Source organism: Serratia sp. CY43202 (assembly GCF_052168755.1).
Lineage (GTDB): Bacteria > Pseudomonadota > Gammaproteobacteria > Enterobacterales > Enterobacteriaceae > Serratia > Serratia bockelmannii.
This window is the reverse complement of the sequence record NZ_JBJNMB010000006.1, coordinates 123,092-142,552: the sequence shown is the minus strand read 5'-3', so window position 1 is coordinate 142,552 and position 19,461 is coordinate 123,092. Positions and strand designations below refer to the sequence as shown.

Annotated in this window: 17 protein-coding genes; 8 read left to right on the top strand and 9 right to left on the bottom strand. The window is 61.7% G+C overall.

Features of this window, described 5'->3' with window-relative positions; translation table 11 throughout:
• Positions 1-88 precede the first annotated feature (88 nt).
• Both xapA and ACJ8J5_RS14055 read left to right on the top strand, forming a co-directional pair.
• On the top strand, positions 89-910 hold the full coding sequence (gene xapA, locus ACJ8J5_RS14060; RefSeq protein ID WP_049204424.1) for a xanthosine phosphorylase: 822 nt from the start codon (positions 89-91) through the stop codon (positions 908-910).
• An 81-nt stretch (positions 911-991) separates the two neighbouring features.
• On the top strand, positions 992-2,242 hold the full coding sequence (locus ACJ8J5_RS14055) for a nucleoside permease (RefSeq protein WP_025304296.1): 1,251 nt from the start codon (positions 992-994) through the stop codon (positions 2,240-2,242).
• Between the two features lie 34 nt (positions 2,243-2,276).
• Here the strand turns inward: ACJ8J5_RS14055 and ACJ8J5_RS14050 are convergent, their stop codons facing one another.
• A complete protein-coding gene (locus ACJ8J5_RS14050; RefSeq protein ID WP_060434575.1) occupies positions 2,277-3,209 on the bottom strand; it encodes a PfkB family carbohydrate kinase in 933 nt (310 codons plus the stop codon).
• Positions 3,206-4,603: a purine-cytosine permease family protein gene (locus ACJ8J5_RS14045; RefSeq protein ID WP_049204426.1), complete on the bottom strand. Its 1,398-nt coding sequence runs from the start codon at positions 4,601-4,603 to the stop codon at positions 3,206-3,208. The genes ACJ8J5_RS14050 and ACJ8J5_RS14045 overlap by 4 nt, the downstream gene beginning before the upstream one ends.
• Positions 4,604-5,260: 657 nt before the next feature.
• On the opposite strand from ACJ8J5_RS14045, the gene ACJ8J5_RS14040 reads away from it, so the two are divergent.
• Both ACJ8J5_RS14040 and ACJ8J5_RS14035 read left to right on the top strand, forming a co-directional pair.
• Complete coding sequence (locus ACJ8J5_RS14040; protein WP_043142111.1) at positions 5,261-5,995, top strand: GntR family transcriptional regulator; 735 nt, start codon at positions 5,261-5,263, stop codon at positions 5,993-5,995.
• A gap of 80 nt (positions 5,996-6,075) precedes the next feature.
• Positions 6,076-8,244, top strand: a complete 2,169-nt coding sequence (locus tag ACJ8J5_RS14035; RefSeq protein WP_025304292.1) for a YgiQ family radical SAM protein — start codon at positions 6,076-6,078, stop codon at positions 8,242-8,244.
• Positions 8,245-8,307: 63 nt separating this feature from the next.
• Here the strand turns inward: ACJ8J5_RS14035 and ACJ8J5_RS14030 are convergent, their stop codons facing one another.
• The 3 genes from ACJ8J5_RS14030 to yqhD all read right to left on the bottom strand — a co-directional run bounded on the left by ACJ8J5_RS14030 (position 8,308) and on the right by yqhD (position 11,333).
• Positions 8,308-8,913 (bottom strand): transglycosylase SLT domain-containing protein, encoded by a 606-nt coding sequence (locus tag ACJ8J5_RS14030; RefSeq protein WP_025304291.1) that lies wholly within the window; start codon positions 8,911-8,913, stop codon positions 8,308-8,310.
• 144 nt (positions 8,914-9,057) lie between these two features.
• Positions 9,058-9,882, bottom strand: a complete 825-nt coding sequence (gene dkgA / locus ACJ8J5_RS14025; protein ID WP_046687817.1) for a 2,5-didehydrogluconate reductase DkgA — start codon at positions 9,880-9,882, stop codon at positions 9,058-9,060.
• 287 nt (positions 9,883-10,169) lie between these two features.
• On the bottom strand, positions 10,170-11,333 hold the full coding sequence (gene yqhD / locus ACJ8J5_RS14020; protein ID WP_060434573.1) for an alcohol dehydrogenase: 1,164 nt from the start codon (positions 11,331-11,333) through the stop codon (positions 10,170-10,172).
• 226 nt (positions 11,334-11,559) lie between these two features.
• Between yqhD and ACJ8J5_RS14015 the strand changes: the two genes are divergently transcribed.
• Positions 11,560-12,447, top strand: coding sequence for an AraC family transcriptional regulator (locus ACJ8J5_RS14015; RefSeq protein WP_212637121.1), 888 nt, complete (start codon positions 11,560-11,562; stop codon positions 12,445-12,447).
• 7 nt (positions 12,448-12,454) lie between these two features.
• Here ACJ8J5_RS14015 and ACJ8J5_RS14010 read toward each other — a convergent pair whose 3' ends face one another.
• A complete protein-coding gene (locus tag ACJ8J5_RS14010) occupies positions 12,455-13,483 on the bottom strand; it encodes a zinc-dependent alcohol dehydrogenase family protein (protein WP_414104535.1) in 1,029 nt (342 codons plus the stop codon).
• A gap of 107 nt (positions 13,484-13,590) precedes the next feature.
• On the opposite strand from ACJ8J5_RS14010, the gene ACJ8J5_RS14005 reads away from it, so the two are divergent.
• On the top strand, positions 13,591-14,511 hold the full coding sequence (locus ACJ8J5_RS14005; RefSeq protein WP_049208379.1) for a LysR family transcriptional regulator: 921 nt from the start codon (positions 13,591-13,593) through the stop codon (positions 14,509-14,511).
• Between the two features lie 10 nt (positions 14,512-14,521).
• Here ACJ8J5_RS14005 and ACJ8J5_RS14000 read toward each other — a convergent pair whose 3' ends face one another.
• Positions 14,522-15,184, bottom strand: a complete 663-nt coding sequence (locus tag ACJ8J5_RS14000) for a DedA family protein (protein ID WP_025304285.1) — start codon at positions 15,182-15,184, stop codon at positions 14,522-14,524.
• A 145-nt stretch (positions 15,185-15,329) separates the two neighbouring features.
• Positions 15,330-16,526 (bottom strand): cystathionine beta-lyase, encoded by a 1,197-nt coding sequence (metC, locus tag ACJ8J5_RS13995; protein WP_025304284.1) that lies wholly within the window; start codon positions 16,524-16,526, stop codon positions 15,330-15,332.
• 431 nt (positions 16,527-16,957) lie between these two features.
• Between metC and exbB the strand changes: the two genes are divergently transcribed.
• Complete coding sequence (gene exbB, locus ACJ8J5_RS13990; protein ID WP_072269874.1) at positions 16,958-17,935, top strand: tol-pal system-associated acyl-CoA thioesterase; 978 nt, start codon at positions 16,958-16,960, stop codon at positions 17,933-17,935.
• A gap of 3 nt (positions 17,936-17,938) precedes the next feature.
• The gene (gene exbD / locus ACJ8J5_RS13985) at positions 17,939-18,361 is read left to right on the top strand and encodes a TonB system transport protein ExbD (RefSeq protein ID WP_004937307.1); all 423 of its coding nucleotides are present in this window, start codon (positions 17,939-17,941) and stop codon (positions 18,359-18,361) included.
• A 55-nt stretch (positions 18,362-18,416) separates the two neighbouring features.
• Here exbD and ACJ8J5_RS13980 read toward each other — a convergent pair whose 3' ends face one another.
• The gene (locus ACJ8J5_RS13980; RefSeq protein ID WP_060434570.1) at positions 18,417-19,460 is read right to left on the bottom strand and encodes a substrate-binding domain-containing protein; all 1,044 of its coding nucleotides are present in this window, start codon (positions 19,458-19,460) and stop codon (positions 18,417-18,419) included.
• Position 19,461 lies beyond the last annotated feature (1 nt).

The window sequence follows — 19,461 nt, the reverse complement described above, 5'->3', positions numbered from 1 at the left end:
TAAATCGGCCGCCAAGAATGTATTGGTCTCGGCCGCGCCTCGCTCTCTACTATGGGGATTATTATCCCCCGCTGAAAGAGAGAATACGATGTTTAATCAAGAAGATGCTTTTACCTGCGCCGATGTCGTCCGCACCCGTTTGCCGGGCTTCCAGCCGAAAGCGGCCTTGATTCTCGGCTCCGGGCTCGGCGCTTTGGCGGAGGTGATGACCGAAACCGTCACCCTCGACTATGCGGAGCTGCCGGGTTTCCCGGTGAGCGGCGTCGCCGGCCACGCCGGGCAACTGGTCGCCGGCAAGCTGGAGGGCGTGCCGGTATTGTGCATGAAAGGGCGCGGTCATTTCTATGAAGGGCGCGGCATGCAGGTGATGACCACCGCAGTGCGCACCTTCAAACTGCTGGGCTGCGAATTCCTGCTGGCGACCAACGCCGCCGGTTCGCTGCGCCGCTCGGTGGCGCCGGGCAGCCTGGTGGCCATTACCGATCACATCAACTTCATGCCGGAATCGCCGCTGGTCGGCGCCAACGACGAGCGCTTCGGGCCGCGCTTCTTCAGCCTGGCGAACGCCTACGATCGCGATCTGCGCGCCCAACTGGCGGCGGTGGCCGAAAGCGCGGGCATCCCGCTGGCGGAAGGGGTATTCGCCGCCTACACCGGGCCGAATTTCGAAACGCCGGCGGAGATCCGCATGATGCAGACCCTGGGCTGCGACGTGGTGGGCATGTCGATCGTGCCGGAAGTCCTGGCGGCGCGCCACTGCGGTCTCAAGGTGTTGGTGGTGTCCGCGATGACCAACTACGCCGAAGGGTTGTCGGACACGCCGCTCTCCCATGAACAAACGCTCAGCTGCGCGGCGCTGGCGGCGGACGATTTCATGCGCCTTATCCGCGAGCTGTTCAAAACGCTGTAACACCGCAAGCAAACCGGCGGCGGGCTGCAGGGGGCCTGCTGCACCAATCATCGTTGAAAACATAATAACAAGGTGATGGCGATGGCGATAAAAACACGATTAAAAGTCATGATTTTCCTGCAGTTCTTTATTTGGGGCGCCTGGCTGGTGACGCTGGGCTCCTACATGATCAACACGCTGCATTTCAGCGGTATGCAGGTGGGAATGGTTTACAGCGCCAAGGGTATCGCCGCGCTGATCATGCCGGGGCTGGCGGGCATCATCGCCGATCGATGGATGAAGGCCAACTACCTGTATGCGCTTTGCCACCTGTTCGGGGCGCTGGCGCTGTACTGCGCGGCGCAGGTCGAGCAACCGATGCTGATGTTCTGGGTGATGCTGTTCAACGCCATGGTTTATATGCCGACCATCGCGCTCTCCAACGCCATTTCCTATTTTTGCCTGGAGAAGCACGGCTTTGACACGGTGAAGGACTTTCCGCCGGTGCGGGTGTACGGCACGGTGGGATTCATTCTGGCAATGTGGCTGGTCGGCTTTAGCCAAATCGAGCTCAGCAATCTGCAGCTGTATCTGGCTTCTGCGGCGTCGCTGCTGCTGTCCGCCTATTCGCTGACGCTGCCGCGCTGCCCGACCAACCGCGCGGCCGAGTCGAAGAGCTGGGTGAGCGTGCTGGGGCTGGATGCGCTGGTGTTGTTCCGCCAGCGGCGCATGGCGCTGTTTTTCCTGTTCGCCATGTTGCTTGGCGCGGCGCTGCAGATAACCAATACTTTCGGTAACCCGTTTCTGCACGATCTGTCGCTCAATCCGCTGTATCAGGACAGCCTCAGCGTCCGGTATCCGGCGGTGCTGCTGTCGCTGTCGCAGATCTCCGAAGTGTTCTTTATCCTCACCATTCCCTTCTTCCTGCGCCGTTACGGCATCAAGCAGGTGATGTTGATCAGCATGGCGGCCTGGACGCTGCGTTTCCTGTTCCTGGCGTACGGCACGCCGGTCGGCTTTGGTTTCGTTCTGCTGCTGCTGTCGATGATCGTCTACGGCTGTGCGTTCGACTTCTTTAATATCTCCGGCGCCATCTTCGTCGAGAAAGAGGCCGATCACCGCATCCGCGCCAGCGCGCAGGGGCTGTTCATGACCATGGTGAACGGGTTGGGCGCCTATGTGGGTGCGCTCGCCAGCGGCGAAGTGGTGGATTTCTTCAGTCATGACGGCGTGAAAGACTGGCAGAGCATCTGGCTGGTGTTTGCGCTGTATACACTGGTACTGGGGATTGTGTTCGCGTTGAGCTTCAACTATCGCCACTCGCCGCAGGAGAGCGCGGCGGCGGCGCACTAAGGCAGAAGGCGCCGAGTGACGGCGCCTTGAAACGTCAGGCCTGCGGGAAGCGTTGTTGCAGGTGATGCCGGTCCGGCGGATTGGCGGCGCCGAGGCTGGCCACCACGCAGGCGGCGACCCGGTTGGCCAAATCGACCGCCTGCGGCAGCGGCCAGCCGGCGGACAGGCCCGCCAGCAAACCGGCGCAGTGGGCATCGCCCGCGCCGATGGTATCGATGACGTCTACCGGATAGGCGGGAACGTGCAGCGGCGGTGTGCGGCCGTCGCAGATCCACGCGCCGTCGCGATCCAGGCGGCAGATCAGCGTCAGGTTACGGGCGGCGGCATAGCGTTGCGCGGCCTCCACGGCGTCGCCTGCGCCGCACAGCGCGGCCACTTCGTCGCGGTTGAGCGTCAGCAGGGTGTGGCTGTCGCTGAGCATGGCGAAGAAATCTTCGCTGAGCTGGGCGATGCGCGGGCCGGGATCGATCAGACGCGGTTGGTCGAACGGCATGCGCGTCAGCCACTCGCGCAGCGCTTCGCCGTTTTCGCCCGCCAGCTCGTAGCCGCTGGCGTAGATCAGGGTGTGTTCCGTCAGCGGCAGCGTGGCCAGCTGCGCTTTATTCCATTGGCTTTCGCAACCGGAAACCGTGATGAAGGTGCGTTCGCCGTTCGGCTCCACCAGCGCCAGGCACCAGCCATTGTCCATCTGGCCATGGCGCAACAGCACCTCCAGCCCCAGTTCGCCCATGGCGGCTTCGACAGCCGCGCCCCATTCGCCGTTGCCAACCGGCATGCCGTTAATCACCGGCACTTCAAGGCGCGTCAGCGCGCGCGCCACGTTGAACGCGCAACCGCCGATTTGCCGCGCCTGCGGCTGGGCTTCGATATCTTCGCCGCTGGTCGGCAGGCGGGGCAGCGTCATCACCAGATCGCCGACCGCGCCCCCAATCACCAGGACAGGTGTTACAGCTTCCCACTCACTCATTGATGTTCTCTGCGTTGGGTCAGGTACAGACCGTAAGCGATCAGACTCACCGCAAACGACACAAACAGCCCCAGGCTGGAATCGGCAAACAAGCCTTTGGCCAGCGGGCCGTCGATAAAACCAGTTTTAGTGACCAGCAGGCCGCACAGGGCGCCGAGGAACCAGCAAAACAGCGGGGCTTTGCGCACGCCGCGGTTCTGGCCATGCAGGCCGTACAAAGCGTTGCCATCATACCCGTGGCGACGGCGCAGGCACAGGTAATCGAGCAGGAAAATCGCCTCCCAGGCCGCCAGGAACACCCCGCAGAAGACCAGGAAGGAGATGAACGGCCCCATAAAGTCGCCGGAGATGAACAGCACATACAGGGCGATGCCCAGCACCACGACCGCGTCGATCGATACCGCCAACCACTGTTTGACCTGCACGCCGATGGTCAGCAGATTAAGGCTGGCGGAATACAGGCTGAGCACCGCGATGGTGACGATGCCGGCGGTGGCGGCTAGCAGATAAGGGATCGCCATCCAGGCGGGCAGCACCGAGCCAATCAGCGCGATGGGGTTGGCGGCGCTGGCCAGATCGGGCAGCTGCACGGAAAGCAGAATACCGGCCAGCATCAGCAGCATTAGCGGCAAACAGGCACCGCCCATCACCGCGGCGAAAATGCCTTTGCTCGACGAGCTCGGGCTTTGATAGCGGCTGTAATCGGCGCCGGCGATCGCCCAACTGATGCCGGTGCCGGCGGCGATCACCGATACCGCCGGCAGGAAGCCGGTCAACCAGCTGCCGGAAGGCAGCGCCAGCACCTGGCTCCATTCGGTGTTGAACAGGATATAGAGCACCACGATCAGCGTCATGGTGCCGAAGATGCGGCTGAACCAGCTTTGCATCCAGACCACGGTATTTTGCCCCAGCAGGCTGACGACGACAGTGAGCCCGCCGAACAACAATAGGCTGAGCGCGGTCAGCAGGTGGCTGGCCCCCAACCCGAAGGCCTCGAACAGCGCCGCCAGCGTCAGGGTGCCGGTGATCACGTTGACCGCTTCCCAGCCCATCAGGTTGATCCAACTGAACAGGGTGGGCGCCACGTTGCCCTTCAGCCCGAAAATCACCCGCGACAGCGTCAGCGTAGAGGTGCGCCCGCGCTTGCCGGCGAAGCTGGTGAGGCCGACCAGCACGAAGCTGGCGACGCCGACCAGCGCGGCGAGCACCGATTGCAGAAAGGATAAGCCGAAGCCGACGATGATGGCGCCGTACACTACGCCGAGGATGCCGATATTGGCCGCCGACCAGATCCAAAACAGCTCGATGGGCTTACCGGTCTGCTCCGCGTCCGGCACCCGGTCGATACCGGTGCTTTCTACCTTCCATGCTTCATTGCGATTGATATCGGTCATAGCAAATGATCCCTGTTGCGCAGGGCCGCGAGGGCCGCCGCAGTTGACTGAAAATCGATTCCGTTGGCGCGGTTGAGACTGGCTATCCCGTGGTCGGGGGACGACACCGATTCCGCGCAGTGTGTAGCGGCTGAGACCGCCAGGTCTGTCAAAATGAGGGCGGTATCCGCCTTATCGGGTGAGGCACGTCGGCCGCACGGCGCCAATGAGTGTAGCCAAAGAGTGGGTCTGCAGCGGGGGTTGGCGAAGCGGGTACGTTTCTATTTGCCGACATCAGTCCGGTTCGCTCACGCGATAGGATCCTGTGACGCGGCTATGAGCCGTGAGCAAGCTATCCATTAGCTCCGTTGCTTATTATCGGCCGTTTTTGCTGGCAGTATATGCCCGCTGCCGGCCATCAAGGGTATCCTTTAGGGCTGGCAGCGGGTTTTTTATTGTTTTTAAAGTGGGTCCCTGGTGTTGGTGCTATTGATGTATCAACATCAATAAGCACAGATTACGCGCGATCTAGATCCAATGAAAGTCCATTAGGCAAAAATTGTGATGCCACTCTGAAAACATTAGCGATATTTTAGTTAAGGTGAGGGGCTTATCGCCGGACAGGCGATAGGATAAAAATGAAATTCAGACAAATGGCATAAGCAGGAGGGCGGGCGAATGACGGATTTTATGGCCTGGCTGCGTGGCCATCTGGCGCAGGGGGCGGTAGCGCCGCGTTATATTCAGCTGGCGACGGCGATAGAAACTGCAATCAGGCAGCAGGTGTTGGCGGCGGAGGCGTTTTTGCCGCCGGAACGGCAGATGGCGGAAGGCCTGGCGCTGTCGCGCGTCACCGTCAGCAAGGCGATGAAGCTGCTGGAGGAGAAGGGGCTGATTTCGCGGCAGCAGGGCGTTGGTACCCGCGTGGCGATGCACATTGGTTATTCCCTCGATAAGGACAGCGGTTTCACCGCTCAGGCGCTGCGCCACGGCAGCCGCGTCAGCAATCGATGGCTGCTGCGCACCCGGGTCGGCGCGCCGGCCAAGGCCGCGGCGGCGCTGGGGCTGGCGGAGGGAGACGAGGTGATTAAACTGCGGCGGTTACGCTTGCTGAACGGCAGCCCGGTCTCGCTGGAAACCACCTATATACCGCCGCGCTTCCTGCCAGAACCGGGGCAGCTGGAACATTCGCTGTATGCGCTATGGCAATCGCGCGGCATCGTGCCTGAAGATAAACACTTTCTGTTGAAGGCGGTATCCTGCAGCGACGAGGTCGCCGAACTGCTCAACGTACCGTGCGGCGCGCCGTTGTTGCACATCATCCAGACCAGCCGCAACGCCCGGGGCGAGGCATTGGAGTACAGTGATATCTTGTGCCGCAGCGATGTTTATGAATTCGAGGTGAATGGTTAGCGAAATAACCATGCTCTTTTTGTCACTAGTGCGTATAATCGCCGCCCGGCGATTAATTAACCTGTAAAAAGAGCGGCAGAATGAGCACCACCAGCCTGATCCAACCCGATCGTGAACTGTTTTCCTATAAGCCTTATTGGGCGGAATGTTATGGCACCGCGCCGTTTTTACCGATGTCGCGAGCCGAGATGGATCAACTGGGCTGGGACAGCTGCGACGTGATCATCATCAGCGGCGACGCCTATGTCGACCACCCGAGCTTCGGCATGGCGATCATCGGCCGCATGCTGGAAGCGCAGGGCTTCCGCGTCGGCATCATCGCGCAGCCGGACTGGAGCAACAAAGAAGATTTCATGCGGTTGGGGAAACCGAACCTGTTCTTCGGCATCACCGCCGGCAACATGGACTCGATGATCAACCGCTATACCGCCGATCGCAAACTGCGCCACGACGATGCTTACACCGCCGGCAACGTCGGCGGCAAACGCCCGGATCGCGCCACCCTGGTCTACAGCCAGCGCTGCAAAGAAGCCTATAAAGACGTGCCGATCGTGTTGGGCGGCATCGAAGCCAGTCTGCGCCGCATCGCCCACTACGATTATTGGTCGGATACCGTGCGCCGTTCGGTGCTGGTGGATTCCAAAGCCGACATGCTGATCTACGGCAACGGCGAACGCCCGCTGGTAGAAGTGGCGCACCGTCTGGCCGCCGGCGAGAAGATCGGCGATATCCACGATATTCGCAATACCGCGGTGATGCGCAAAGAAGCGCTGCCGGGCTGGAGCGGCGTGGATTCCACCCGCCTCGACAAGCCGGGCCGCATCGAACCTATCCCGAACCCGTACGGCGAGGATCTGCCGTGCGCCGACGGCGCCAAACCGAAAGAGCCGGAAGCCAAGCCTGTCACGGTGCGCGCCGCCAAGCCGAAGCCGTGGGAGAAGACCTACGTGCTGCTGCCGTCCTTTGAGAAAGTGAAGGGCGACAAGGTGCTGTATGCGCACACCTCGCGCATTTTGCACCATGAAACCAACCCAGGCTGCGCCCGCGCGCTGATGCAGAAACACGGTGACCGCTACGTGTGGATCAACCCGCCGGCGATCCCGCTGACCACGCCGGAGATGGACAGCGTCTTTGCCCTGCCTTATCAGCGTGTGCCGCACCCGTCCTATGGCCAGGATCGCATTCCGGCCTATGACATGATCCGTTTCTCGGTGAACATCATGCGCGGTTGCTACGGCGGCTGTTCGTTCTGTTCGATCACCGAGCATGAAGGGCGCATCATCCAGAGCCGTTCGGAAGATTCGATCGTTCGCGAAATCGAAGAGATCCGCGACAAGGTGCCGGGCTTTACCGGCGTGATCTCCGATCTGGGCGGCCCGACCGCCAACATGTACATGCTGCGCTGCACTAACCCGCGCGCCGAGCAGACCTGCCGCCGCGCCTCGTGCGTGTATCCGGAGATCTGCACTTATATGGACACTAACCACGAGCCGACCATCAAGCTTTACCGCCGCGCGCGTTCGCTGGAGGGCATCAAGAAGATCCTGATCGCCTCCGGGGTACGTTACGATCTGGCGGTGGAAGATCCGCGCTATATCAAGGAACTGGCGACCCACCACGTCGGCGGCTACCTGAAGATCGCGCCGGAGCACACCGAAGAAGGCCCGCTGTCGAAAATGATGAAACCGGGCATGGGCAGCTACGATCGCTTCAAACAGCTGTTTGATCACTATTCGAAGCAGGCGGGCAAAGAGCAGTACCTGATCCCGTACTTCATCTCGTCGCACCCGGGCACCCGCGATGAAGACATGGTGAACCTGGCGCTGTGGCTGAAGAAGAACCGTTTCCGCCTCGATCAGGTGCAGAACTTCTATCCTTCGCCGATGGCCAACTCCACCACCATGTATTACAGCGGCAAAAACCCGCTGAGCAAGGTGGGGTACAAGAGCGAAGACGTGGTGGTGCCGCGCGGCGAGCGCCAGCGTCGCCTGCATAAGGCGCTGCTGCGTTACCACGATCCGGCCAACTGGGCGCTGATCCGCACCGCGCTGGAAGAGATGGGGCTGAAGCACCTGATCGGCAGCCGCCGCGAGTGTCTGGTGCCGGCGCCGAGCATCGACGAGCAGCGCGAGGCGAAACGGCTGCAGCGCCACACCCGGCCGGCGCTGACCAAACATACCGATATTAATCGGCAGCGCACGCCGTCCAACCGGCCGCCGCGCAAGCCGATTCGCAAGGCCAAGCCGTAACGACCACGCCGCGTGCGCAAACAAAAAGGAGAACCCCCGGGTTCTCCTTTTTACTTTAGCTAATTACAACCGTTCGTAAGCGGCTTCCACTTTCATCAAATGGCGCGGCGCCTGCGGTGCGGGATGGTATTTGCGCACGTGCCAGTTAAAGGCTTCTGGCGACAGGTTGTTGATCATCGCGATCGCCTGCTGGCGGTTACTGGAGAAGGTGCGCAGCAGCGCGCCGGTGCCGTTGACGTAGGCGATGATGGTGGCGTAGCGCAGCGTGACGGGATTGGCGATCCCTTTAAGCTGTTGTTTTTGCAAGGTGGCCAGATAGGCGGCGCCGAGATCGATATTGGTGTCGGGATCCCGCAGGTCATCGTCGTCCGGGCAGCCGCGTTTGCCTTTGTAGCGGTAGGCATCGCAGCCGGCGGTATCGGCTTTCAGCTGCATCAGGCCGATCGCATTGGATCTGCTCACTGCGGAAGGGTTGAAGCCGGACTCCACCTGGATCATGGCGGTGATCAGCTTGGCGTCCACGCCGTATTCGCTGGCGGCGTCTTTGATGGCGCTATCGAAGGCGTGGCGATCGTAGCTGACGCGCTGTTTCTTGCCGGCGCAACCCGCCAGCACCAGCATGATGCAAAGCATGCCCAGCCGTGACCCGTGTGAGAAAGAGAATTTCATGGTGCTCCGTGCTTGTCTGTTTTTTTAACGGCGTTAACCGGTGGCCGGAGCCTCCGGCGTCGTCATCATAACGTCAGGCGGCGCAAAGGAGCAATGTGTGGGAAGGAAAAGCCCCCTCCGGCGGGAGAGGGCTTGAGCGTGGGGTTACAGGGTATCCGGATCCGGCCCCAGGCGGTTGCCGACGTCCAGCTTGGCGATCTCGCCCAGTTCGTCCTTATCGAGTTTGAAATCAAATACCTCGAAGTTTTCGCGAATGCGCGACGGCGTGACGGATTTCGGGATCACGATAAGACCGCTGTCCAGGTGCCAGCGCACCACGATTTGCGCCGGGGTTTTCTCGTATTTCTCGGCCAGGGCCTTGATCAGCGGCTGGTCGAATACCCCTTCACCGCCCTGCGCCAGCGGGCTCCAGGATTCGGTGGCGATATGGTGCGTAGCGTTCCAGGCGCGCAGTTGGCGCTGTTGCAGCAGCGGGTGCAGCTCGATCTGGTTGACGACCGGCGCCACGTTGGTTTCATCCAACAGACGCTGCAGGTGCGGCGTATGGAAGTTGCACACGCCGATGCTTTTCACCAGGCCTTGTTCGCGCAGTTTGATCAGCTCGCGCCAGGCGGAGACGTATTGATCCTGCTGTGGGCGCGGCCAGTGGATCAGATACAGATCCACATAGTCCAGCTTGAGCTTTTCCAGACTGGTTTCCAGCGCCGCCAGCGGATCGCCCTGATCGTCGTTCCACAGTTTGGTGGTGATGAACAGGTCGCTGCGCGGCAGCGCGCTGGACTGCAGCGCGGCGCCGACGCCTTCCTCGTTCTTGTAGATCGCGGCGGTGTCGATGGAGCGGTAACCGATCTCCAGTGCTTTGCTGACCGCGTGGGTGGTCTCTTCAATACTCGCCTGCCAAACGCCGAGACCCAACTGCGGCATCAGATTACCATCGTGGAGTTTGATGATGGGTTGTTGCGTTGTCATGCGCATCTCCTTGTGTACGGATTGCGGCGCCTGCGGCACCGAAACGGCTATAGATAAATTCTAGTTGGCAAAGTGGGCGGTTGCCGGGTTTGCCAGCCTAATTTCAGCGGTGGCGGGAGGGCGATTCTCTCCCCGCTCTCCCTGCGAATGAGCGGTAAGACGAGGGGTGCGAAACGATCGGCGGCGCGCTGAGGCGCCCGACGACGCCCGGCGATCGGCCGGGCGCCGGATGCGGCGAAAAATGGCTGACGGAGACTAAAGCCTAGCAAAAAATCGCCGTTTTGCGATTAACGCGCCGCTTCATAAATGCGGCGGCTGACGTCCAGGGTGATGTCTTGATGCTCGCCCAGGGCGGTCATGCCGTGCTGATGCAGCTTGTCGAGCAGCGCCGGAATGCTGCTGCCGTCGAGCTGATAATCCGCCATGCGGGTCGGTACGCCCATCTGTTCGAAGAAGGCGCGGGTGGCGGCGATGGCGCCGTCGATGCGGCTGTCTTCGCTGCCTTCGCGCAGGCCCCAGATGCGGTCAGCGTACTGCAGCAGTTTTTCGCGCTTCTGCGCTTTCTTCTCGTGCAGCAGCGCCGGCAGCACGATGGCCAGCGTTTGTGCGTGGTCGAGATCGTGCATGGCGGTCAGTTCATGGCCCAGCATGTGGGTCGCCCAGTCCTGCGGCACCCCGGCGCCGATCAGGCCGTTCAGCGCCATGGTAGCGCTCCACATCACGTTGGCGCGCACCGCATAGTTTTCCGGCTCGGCCAGCGCGCGCGGGCCGTCTTCCAGCAGGGTCAGCAGCAGGCCTTCGGCGAAGCGATCCTGCACCTTGGCGTCGACCGGGTAGGTCAGATACTGCTCCAGGGTGTGTACGAAGGCGTCGACCACGCCGTTGGCTACCTGGCGCGGCGGCAGCGAGTAGGTCACGACCGGATCCAGCACGGCAAAGCGCGGCTGCACCAGCGGCGAGAAGAAGTGCTGTTTGTCGCCGCTGCTCTTCCGGGTGATCACCGCGCCGCTGTTGGACTCGGAACCGGTGGCCGGCAGCGTCAGCACGCAGCCCATCGGCACCGCGTCAGTGATGTGGCTGCCGACGGTCTGCAGAATATGCCAGGCATCGCTGTCGGCCGTATAACGGGCCGCGGCGGCGATGAACTTGGTGCCGTCAACCACCGAACCGCCGCCGACCGCCAGCAGGAAATCGATGTTTTCCGCTTTCACCACCTCGACCGCTTTCATCAGGGTTTCGTAGGTCGGGTTCGGCTCGATGCCGGAGAACTCACGCACGTCACGGCCGGCCAGCGCACTGTACACCTGATCCAGCACGCCGTTTTTCTTCACGCTGCCGCCACCGTAGGTGATCAGGATGCGTGCGTCCGCTGGGATCTGGCCGGCCACGTCGGCAATTTGGTCCTTGCCGAACAGGATTTTGGTTGGGGTATGCAGAATGAAGTTTTGCATGGTTGATTTCTCTCTTTCTGTCAGGCGGGCGCCAACGCGGCGCAAAGGTGTCTGGCCCGTATTGTCAGGAACCTGGCGGCAACGCACAATGCACATTCCTGTTTGGTTCTTGCCTATTTCTACAACTGCCTGTAGAAATGGAGAGCTTTAAATTATGATTTATGCCGAATCGTTCTGACTGTAAGAGGGTGTTTCCGTGACTGAAATCGATGCGCTGCGCAGCCGCATGGCGCGCCAGGCGATGGCTATCGCCACCGGCAATGGCTACACGTCCTCACCGGTGCCGCGGGTGAAGATCCTGTATGTCGATCGCCACTGCCCGCGCCAACCGGTGATGTACGAACCGGGGATCGTCATCATCTTTCAGGGGCACAAGGTCGGCTATTGCGGCAACAAGGTGTTCCAATACGATCCGCGCAACTACCTGCTGATGACGGTGCCGCTGCCGTTCGAGTGCGAAACCTTCGCCAGCCCGGAGTTGCCGCTGGTGGGGTTGGCGGTCAATATCGATACCCAAATGCTGCAGGATTTGCTGATCGACATCGGCGACGACGACTACCTGATGCAGCCGCGGGCGGAGAGCAACGGGGTAAATCTGGCCGAGCTGACGGAAGCGCTGCTGTGTGCCACTGAACGCCTGCTGGACGTGATGGCCAAGCCGCTCGACGCCCGGGTGCTGGGGCCGCAGATCGTGCGCGAGATCCTCTACTATGTGCTGCGCGGCACCTGCGGTGCGTCGCTGCAGGAGCTGGTTAATCGGCATACCCACTTCAGCCAGATCGCCAAGGCGCTGCGGCGCATAGAAAATCAGTATGCCGACAATCTCAACGTCGAGCAGTTGGCCAGCGAGGTCAACATGAGCGTGTCGGCATTTCACCATAACTTCAAGGCGGTGACCAACACCTCTCCGCTGCAGTACGTGAAATCGTACCGGCTGCATAAGGCGCGCCTGTTGATGGTGCATGACGGTCTGAAGGCCAGCACGGCGGCGATCCGCGTCGGTTACGAGAGCGCGTCGCAGTTCAGTCGTGAATTCAAACGGCTGTTCGGCATGACGCCGAGCGATGAAGTCGCCCGGCTGCGCGATGCCAATCCGCTGCTGCTGGAGGGCTGAGCCGCGTTTACGGGGTCAGAACGATCTTGCCGAACGGCCCGCGATCGAGATGATCCAACGCCTGCGGCAGCTGGTCTAAGCGGTATACCTGATCGATCACCGGCTGCAGGTTGACGGCGTCCACGGCGCGCACCAGATCTTCCAGCGCGCGGCGATGGCCGACGCCGATGCCCTGGATCTGCGCCGATTTCAGCAGCAGCAGGCCGGCGGGCGCGGAAATCTCGGCGCCCGCCAGCACGCCGATCACCGAGATGCGGCCGCCCACCGCCACGGCGCGTACTGAGTTGCCGAGATTCGGGCCGCCGACGGTGTCGATCACATGGTCGATGCCGCGATCCTGCGTCAGCGCATAAACCGCCTCCACCCAATCGCCGTTCAGCCGGTTGATGCCGTGACTGGCGCCCAGTGCCCGGGCGCGCGCCAGCTTTTCATCGCTGCCGGAGGTCACGTACACCTCGGCGCCGTGCGCTTTGGCGATCTGCAGCGCGAACAGCGCCACGCCACCGGTGCCTTGCACCAGCACCGTCTCGCCGGCATGCAGTTTGCCTTGCTCTACCAGCGCGAACCAGGCGGTCAGCCCGGCGCACGGCAGGGAGCTGGCCTGCGCGTCGTCCAGCGACGTCGGCGCCGCCACCAGCCAGTCTTCATGCAAAATCACGTATTCCGCCAGTACGCCCTGATAGAAGCCGCCAAGGGTGTGGTAAGGCACCTGGCGCGCATCGCCGTACGGTTTTTGCCGGCCGTCGAGCCAGCCGGGGCTGAAGGTGGAGATGACCCGGGCGCCGGGTTGGAACCGGCTGACGCCGGGGCCGATAGCGTCGACCTCGCCGGCCATGTCAGAGGCGGGGGTGAACGACTGCGGCAGCGTCAGCCCCATGCCGCTTTCAATCATCATTTTGTCGCGGTAGTTGAGCGCTACCGCCTTCACTTTCACTCTGATTTCGTGTGGCCCCGGCTGCGGGATCGCGTCGGTGGTCAGCTGCAGGTGTTCACGCCCCAGGGCGTCCATCGTCCAGCGTTGCATCGTGTCGGTCATGATGTTCTCCAAAGTCAGCGATTAACGACCTGTCGATAATATCGTTGATAGAGGTTCGCCAGTGGCGATAAGATTTCCGCAGATTGTTTCTTTCAGAGCGACAAATCATGAGCGATCGATTGAGCGGCATTTCGGTATTCGTCACCGCCGTGGAGGCGGGCAGTTTTGCGTTGGCGGCCAGTCGGTTGCACCTGTCGCGTTCGGCGGTAGGGAAAACCATCGCCCGGCTGGAACAACGGCTGGGCGTGCGGCTGTTTCATCGCACCACCCGCAGCCAGAGCCTGACCGACGACGGTGCGTTGTTCTATGAGCGCTGCCTGCGGGCGCTGGAGGAGATCCGCAGCGCGGAAACGTTGCTGGAGTCGGGCAAGCGGCAGGTCAGCGGCCGGCTGCGGGTGTCGATGCCGGTGCTGTTTGGCCGCATGTGTATTGCGCCGTTGCTGACCGATCTGACGCGTGAGCACCCTGGCCTGGAGCTGGAGCTGTCATTCAGCGATCGGGTGGTGGATCTGATTGAGGACGGTTTCGATATGGCGATCCGTAACGGCACGCTGGCCAACAGCAGCGGGCTGGTGGCGCGTCGTATCGGCGATCACCGCATGACGCTGTGCGCCTCGCCGGCCTATCTGCAGCGGTGCGGCGAACCGCACAGCATTGAGCAACTGGCTCAGCACGAGGCGGTGACCTATATACGCGCCGGCGCGCGGCGCAGCTGGCGGGTGCTGGACGAGAACGGCAAACCGCAGGACGTGATGCCGAATAACCGGTTGCAGATGGACGATTTGCAGGCGATTGCGGATGCAGCGACGGCGGGTTTCGGCATCGCCTGGCTGCCGTGCTGGCTGGTGCGTGAGCAGCTGTTGAGCGGGGCGCTGGTGCGCTTACTGCGCGATCGGCCCGGCGCCGCCTTTGATGCGCATGCGGTATGGCCACACACGCCCCACCTGCCGCTGAAGGTGCGGCTGGCGGTGGATACGCTGGTGAGCAAGTTGCCCGCCAGTCTGGCGTTGGTTGAGAAGGCGCTGTAGTGCGCCTGGATCAGGAGGAGGAGGCGCGCTTTTTACGCCAGATCACCAGCATGGCGCCCAGCAGGCCGACGAACAGCAGCAACAGCGGCAGCAGCATCAGGCCGGTCATCACCTGGCTTTCGTAGCGTTTCACCAGAGGGATTTGGCTGAACGCGTAGCCGAGGCCGACCAGCGCGCAGACCCAGATCGCCGCACTCAGCCAGTTGAACACCTGGAAGCGCGAACTGTTGAGCCCGGAAATGCCGGCCATGGTCGGCAGCAGCGTGCGCACGAAGCCGAGGAAACGGCCGATCAGCAGCGCCGTCAGCCCGTGGCGATTGAACAGGTTATGAGCGCGCTGGTGATATTGCGCCGGCAATTGCAGCAGCCAGCCTTTCACCAGGCCGGTGTGGCCCAGCCAGCGGCCCTGGATATAGCTCAGCCAACAGCCGAGGCCGGCGGCGGCGGTCAGAATCAACAGGGTGGGGGCAAAGCCCATCACGCCTTTGGCGATCAGCGCACCCGACAGCAGCAGCAGGCTGTCGCCGGGGAGGAAGGAGGCGGGCAGCAGTCCGTTTTCCAAAAACAGGGTGGTGAAAAGCACGGCATAAACCACCCAAATCACGCTAGGATCGGCGAGGGCGATAAAGTCCTGCTGCCAAAGCGCATGAATAATCTCTCGTAATACATCCATTTTATGTCCTGTTGCATGCCGGTTGCGCCCGGGGTCACGTTCTCCAGGATGCGGCGGTTACCGTATCTGACAGTTATCCGGTTAGTGTACCGCTAATAGCTTAAGCCGACATTAAACGAGACGAAGAAAATTACCGGAATCCGCCTTAGCGCACGCCGTTGAGGCGATCGAAACCGGCCGCCAGATCGGCGATCAGGTCTTCGACGTTCTCCAGGCCGATGTGTATGCGCACCAGCGTGCCGGAGAAATCGACGCCGCCCGCCGGCCGGATGGCTTCCAGCTCTTCCGGCTGGTTGGCCAGGATCAGCGACTCGAAGCCGCCCCAGGAGTAGGCCATGCTGAAGTGGCTGAAGTTGTCCAGGTAAGCGGCCAGCTGGGCATCATCCAGCCGCTCTTTCAGCACGAAAGAGAACAGCCCGTTGCAGCCGCTGAAGTCGCGGCGATAGAACTCGTGGCCCTTGCAGCTGGGCAGGGCTGGGTGATTGACCGTCGCCACCTCCGGCCGTTCGGCCAGCCAGTTGGCGACCTCAATGCTGCTGCGCTCGTGCTGTTTCAGGCGCACGCTCAGGGTACGCAGGCCGCGGCTCGCCATGTAGGCGGTGTCGGCATCCACCATCTGCCCCATCAGATAGGAGTACTCGCGCAGCCGATCCCAACAGCGCGCGTTGGCGACGGCGGTGCCGAGCATGTAATCGGAATGGCCGATCAGGTATTTGGTGCCGGCCTGAATGGAGATATCGATGTCGAAATCCAGCGCCTTGAACAGCACGCCCGCCGCCCAGGTGTTGTCGATCATGATCACCACCTCCGGCGCCACGGCACGAATGGCCTGCACCATGGCCGGGATATCCTGCACTTCCAGAGTGATGGAGCCGGGGGATTCCAGGAACACCACGCGGGTATTGGGTTGGATCAACGTGGCGATATCGGCGCCGATCAGCGGATCGAAATAGGTGGTGCTGACGTTCATGCGACCGAGGATGTGGGTGCAGAAATCCTGGGTCGGTTCGTACGCCGAACCGGTGACCAGCAGGTGATCGCCGGCGCCGACGAACGACAGGATCGCATTGGCCACCGCCGCCGCGCCGCAGGGGTACAGCACGCAGCCGGCGCCGCCCTCCAGCTCGACCATCGCATCTTGCAGGGCGAAGTGGGTCAGCGTGCCGCGTCGGCCGTAAAACAGCTCGCCGTGGGCGCGTTGCGCGGTGGCGTGCTTTTTGGCGGCGACTGAGTCGAAGACCAAAGAAGAGGCGCGTTGCGTGACGGGATTGACGGAGCCCTGGGTGTAGCGTTTGCCGCGGCCGGCGCCGATCAGCGTGGTTTCGATGTGTTTTGACGTCATGGTACCTGGCTCACCTCTGGTTGCTCTGCACGTGCCCGTTTACGATAGCCCTTACGTTAGCATGAGTTGATATAGCCATCCAGACGTTTTAACTTCTGGATATAGAAACGGCTATAATTGGCTGTCAGCGGCGCATTTCTCGCCTCATCCTTCTGCCGAGCGGCGAGAGAGAAGCCCATTCATCGGTCGAGACGTCGTTCGGCAGGGTGGTCTTGTTGCACCGTTGTGGGAGAAAAGTAACGAAATAACCCCATAAAAGGAGCGTTTGGCGGTGAACGGGCGCGGATTGGCGCTTTGCCGCGGGGCTGGCTAAAATTTTCGCGTTTATTTGGTAAATAATAATGAGAACTACTATCAATCCCCGGTTGGTTTGATATGATCGCACGCTGAATTATTCCTTAATTTTGATCGGTAATGGGTGGAGGCACAGCGTGAAAACGGCTGGCAAGAATTTAAATCAAGGATCGTTCGGCCAGGGCCGGGCGCAGTGGGGCAAGGCCTTTGGCCGCAGCCTGATGGCTTCTATGGTGCTGGTCGTGGGGCTGGCCGGCAGCGCGCAGGCAGCGCCGGCGGCCAATCCGGCCGTTACCGAAAGCGTTGCGCCGACCACCGCGCCGGCACCTGCAGCCGCCGCGCCGGAGAGCATCACGCCGGTGAACCCGGCACCGACGATCCAGCCACCGGAAACCCGCGGCATGGACCTGTCCATTTGGGGCATGTACCAGCACGCCGACGCGGTGGTGAAAGCGGTGATGATCGGCCTGGTGCTGGCGTCTATCGTGACCTGGACCATTCTGTTCGCCAAAGGCAGCGAACTGCTGCGTGCCAAGCGCCGTCTGCGCCGCGAGCAGCTGGCGCTGGCCGAAGCGCGTTCGCTGGATGAGGCTTCCGAGCTGGCGCAAAACTTCTCCCCGGAGAGCGTCAGTGCTGTCTTGCTGAACGATGCGCAAAATGAGCTGGAGTTGTCTGCGGAATCCAATGACAACAACGGCATCAAAGAACGTACCGGTTTCCGCCTCGAGCGCCGCGTGGCGGCCTACAGCCGCAACATGGGCCGCGGCAACGGCTTCCTGGCCACCATCGGCGCCATCTCGCCGTTCGTCGGCCTGTTCGGCACCGTCTGGGGCATCATGAACAGCTTCATCGGCATCGCCCATTCGCAGACTACCAACCTGGCGGTCGTGGCGCCGGGCATCGCAGAGGCGCTGCTGGCGACCGCGATGGGCCTGGTGGCGGCAATCCCTGCGGTCGTTATCTACAACATCTTCGCCCGCGTCATCAGCGGCCATCGCGCCCAGGTAGGCGACGTGGCGGCGCAGGTCTTGCTGCTGCAGGGCCGCGATCTGGATCTGGCCGCAACGGCGGAAGCCAAGCGCTCACAGCACGCACACCAACTGCGGGCGGGGTGAGTCATGGCGATGCGCTTAAATGAAGATCTGGACGACAGCGGCGAACTGCATGAAATCAACGTGACGCCGTTTATCGACGTCATGTTGGTGCTGTTGATCATCTTTATGGTGGCCGCGCCGCTGGCAACGGTAGATATTCGCGTCGATCTGCCGGCCTCCTCCGCCAAACCGCAGCCGCGGCCGGAAAAACCGGTGTTCCTGTCGGTGAAGGCCGACAAGCAGCTCTACGTCGGCGATCAGCCGGTGAATGCCGATCAGTTGACTTCGGTGCTGGATCAACGCACTCAGGCGAACAAAGAAACCACCATCTTCTTCCAGGCAGACAAGAGCGTGGACTATGAAACGCTGATGAGCGTGATGGACACCCTGCGTAAAGCCGGCTACCTGAAAGTGGGGCTGGTGGGCATGGAAGGCGCCGCCAAATAGCGGCAGCACAACGATAAAGGGCGCTCAGGCGCCCTTTTTTATTGATTCTGAGATATCACTCCCCGGCCAACAACGCCCGGGAACCGGCATGACGCCAGTGGATACGGCCCGGCAGATAAAGCGCATGCTGTTCCAGCGGCCGCTCGTCGATGAGCGCGGTCACCTGGTCGAAGCTATGCTGCGCCAGCGCCCGGCAGTCTTGCGCGACCGTATCTATCTTCAGCGTCATGCAATCGAACAGGTAGTGATCGTCGAAGCTGCACAGGTGGATGTCGCTCTCCATCAACTGATGCTGCGTCAGATAACGCAATACGCCCTCCAGCAGGCCGCAGGCGGCGGTAAACAGCGCTTTGGGCGGACGCCCCAGCTGTGCGCACAGCTGAGCGAACATCTCGTAACCTGAGCTGGGGTGATAGTTGCCGTTGATGATCCATTCCGGTTTGCACGTGATGCCGGCGCGCTCCAGGCCAAGCTGGAAGCCGGCGAGGCGATCGCGGGTCGGCGAAATGCGCGGCTGCCCGCCGAGAAAATAGATCTCATCCGGATGTTGGCGCGCGACCTTTTCCACCAGGTCGGCGGTCGCATTAACCGAGTCGGTGATCACCAGCGGCAGTTCGGAGCCGGCGATCAGGCGGTCCATCTGCACCACCGGTAGCCCGGCGTTGATCTTCTGGTATTCTGCATCGTTCAACTGGCTGGAGGCGACGATCAAGCCATCCACCTGCCGCTGTACCAGACTGTTCACCGCCATCATCTCCTGCGCCGGGTTTTCATCGGTGCAGGCGATCAGCAGCTGCAGACCGGCTTCGCGGCACAGCGTTTCCAGCTCGCGCGAAATCACCGCAAAGCCGTAGTTGGTCATCTCCGGCACCACCAGCCCCAGTGTGTGGCTGCGGTTGGAGCGCAAAGAACGAGCGTGGATGCTGGGCTGATAATGGTGTTCGTGCGCCAGCGCCAGAACGCGGTCGCGGGTGTCGTCGGACACCCGATATTCCTTGCTGCGGCCGTTCAGCACCAGGCTGGCGGTCGATTTCGACACCCCGGCCAGCGTGGCGATGTCACTGATGGTAATGCGTTTATTTTTTTTCACTGACGCCATC

Excerpts from the sequence above, each read along its gene's own strand:
- ACJ8J5_RS14050 (WP_060434575.1), bottom strand. The coding sequence starts at position 3,209 with ATGAGTGAGTGGGAAGCTGTAACACCTGTCCTGGTGATTGGGGGCGCG.
- ACJ8J5_RS14045 (WP_049204426.1), bottom strand. The coding sequence starts at position 4,603 with ATGACCGATATCAATCGCAATGAAGCATGGAAGGTAGAAAGCACCGGT.
- ACJ8J5_RS14000 (WP_025304285.1), bottom strand. The coding sequence starts at position 15,184 with ATGGATGTATTACGAGAGATTATTCATGCGCTTTGGCAGCAGGACTTT.
- exbD (WP_004937307.1), top strand. The coding sequence starts at position 17,939 with ATGGCGATGCGCTTAAATGAAGATCTGGACGACAGCGGCGAACTGCAT.
- ACJ8J5_RS14015 (WP_212637121.1), top strand. The coding sequence starts at position 11,560 with ATGGCGCGCCAGGCGATGGCTATCGCCACCGGCAATGGCTACACGTCC.
- yqhD (WP_060434573.1), bottom strand. The coding sequence starts at position 11,333 with ATGCAAAACTTCATTCTGCATACCCCAACCAAAATCCTGTTCGGCAAG.
- ACJ8J5_RS14005 (WP_049208379.1), top strand. The coding sequence starts at position 13,591 with ATGAGCGATCGATTGAGCGGCATTTCGGTATTCGTCACCGCCGTGGAG.
- ACJ8J5_RS14035 (WP_025304292.1), top strand. The coding sequence starts at position 6,076 with ATGAGCACCACCAGCCTGATCCAACCCGATCGTGAACTGTTTTCCTAT.
- xapA (WP_049204424.1), top strand. The coding sequence starts at position 89 with ATGTTTAATCAAGAAGATGCTTTTACCTGCGCCGATGTCGTCCGCACC.
- dkgA (WP_046687817.1), bottom strand. The coding sequence starts at position 9,882 with ATGACAACGCAACAACCCATCATCAAACTCCACGATGGTAATCTGATG.
- ACJ8J5_RS13980 (WP_060434570.1), bottom strand. The coding sequence starts at position 19,460 with ATGGCGTCAGTGAAAAAAAATAAACGCATTACCATCAGTGACATCGCC.
- ACJ8J5_RS14040 (WP_043142111.1), top strand. The coding sequence starts at position 5,261 with ATGACGGATTTTATGGCCTGGCTGCGTGGCCATCTGGCGCAGGGGGCG.
- ACJ8J5_RS14030 (WP_025304291.1), bottom strand. The coding sequence starts at position 8,913 with ATGAAATTCTCTTTCTCACACGGGTCACGGCTGGGCATGCTTTGCATC.
- ACJ8J5_RS14055 (WP_025304296.1), top strand. The coding sequence starts at position 992 with ATGGCGATAAAAACACGATTAAAAGTCATGATTTTCCTGCAGTTCTTT.
- ACJ8J5_RS14010 (WP_414104535.1), bottom strand. The coding sequence starts at position 13,483 with ATGACCGACACGATGCAACGCTGGACGATGGACGCCCTGGGGCGTGAA.
- metC (WP_025304284.1), bottom strand. The coding sequence starts at position 16,526 with ATGACGTCAAAACACATCGAAACCACGCTGATCGGCGCCGGCCGCGGC.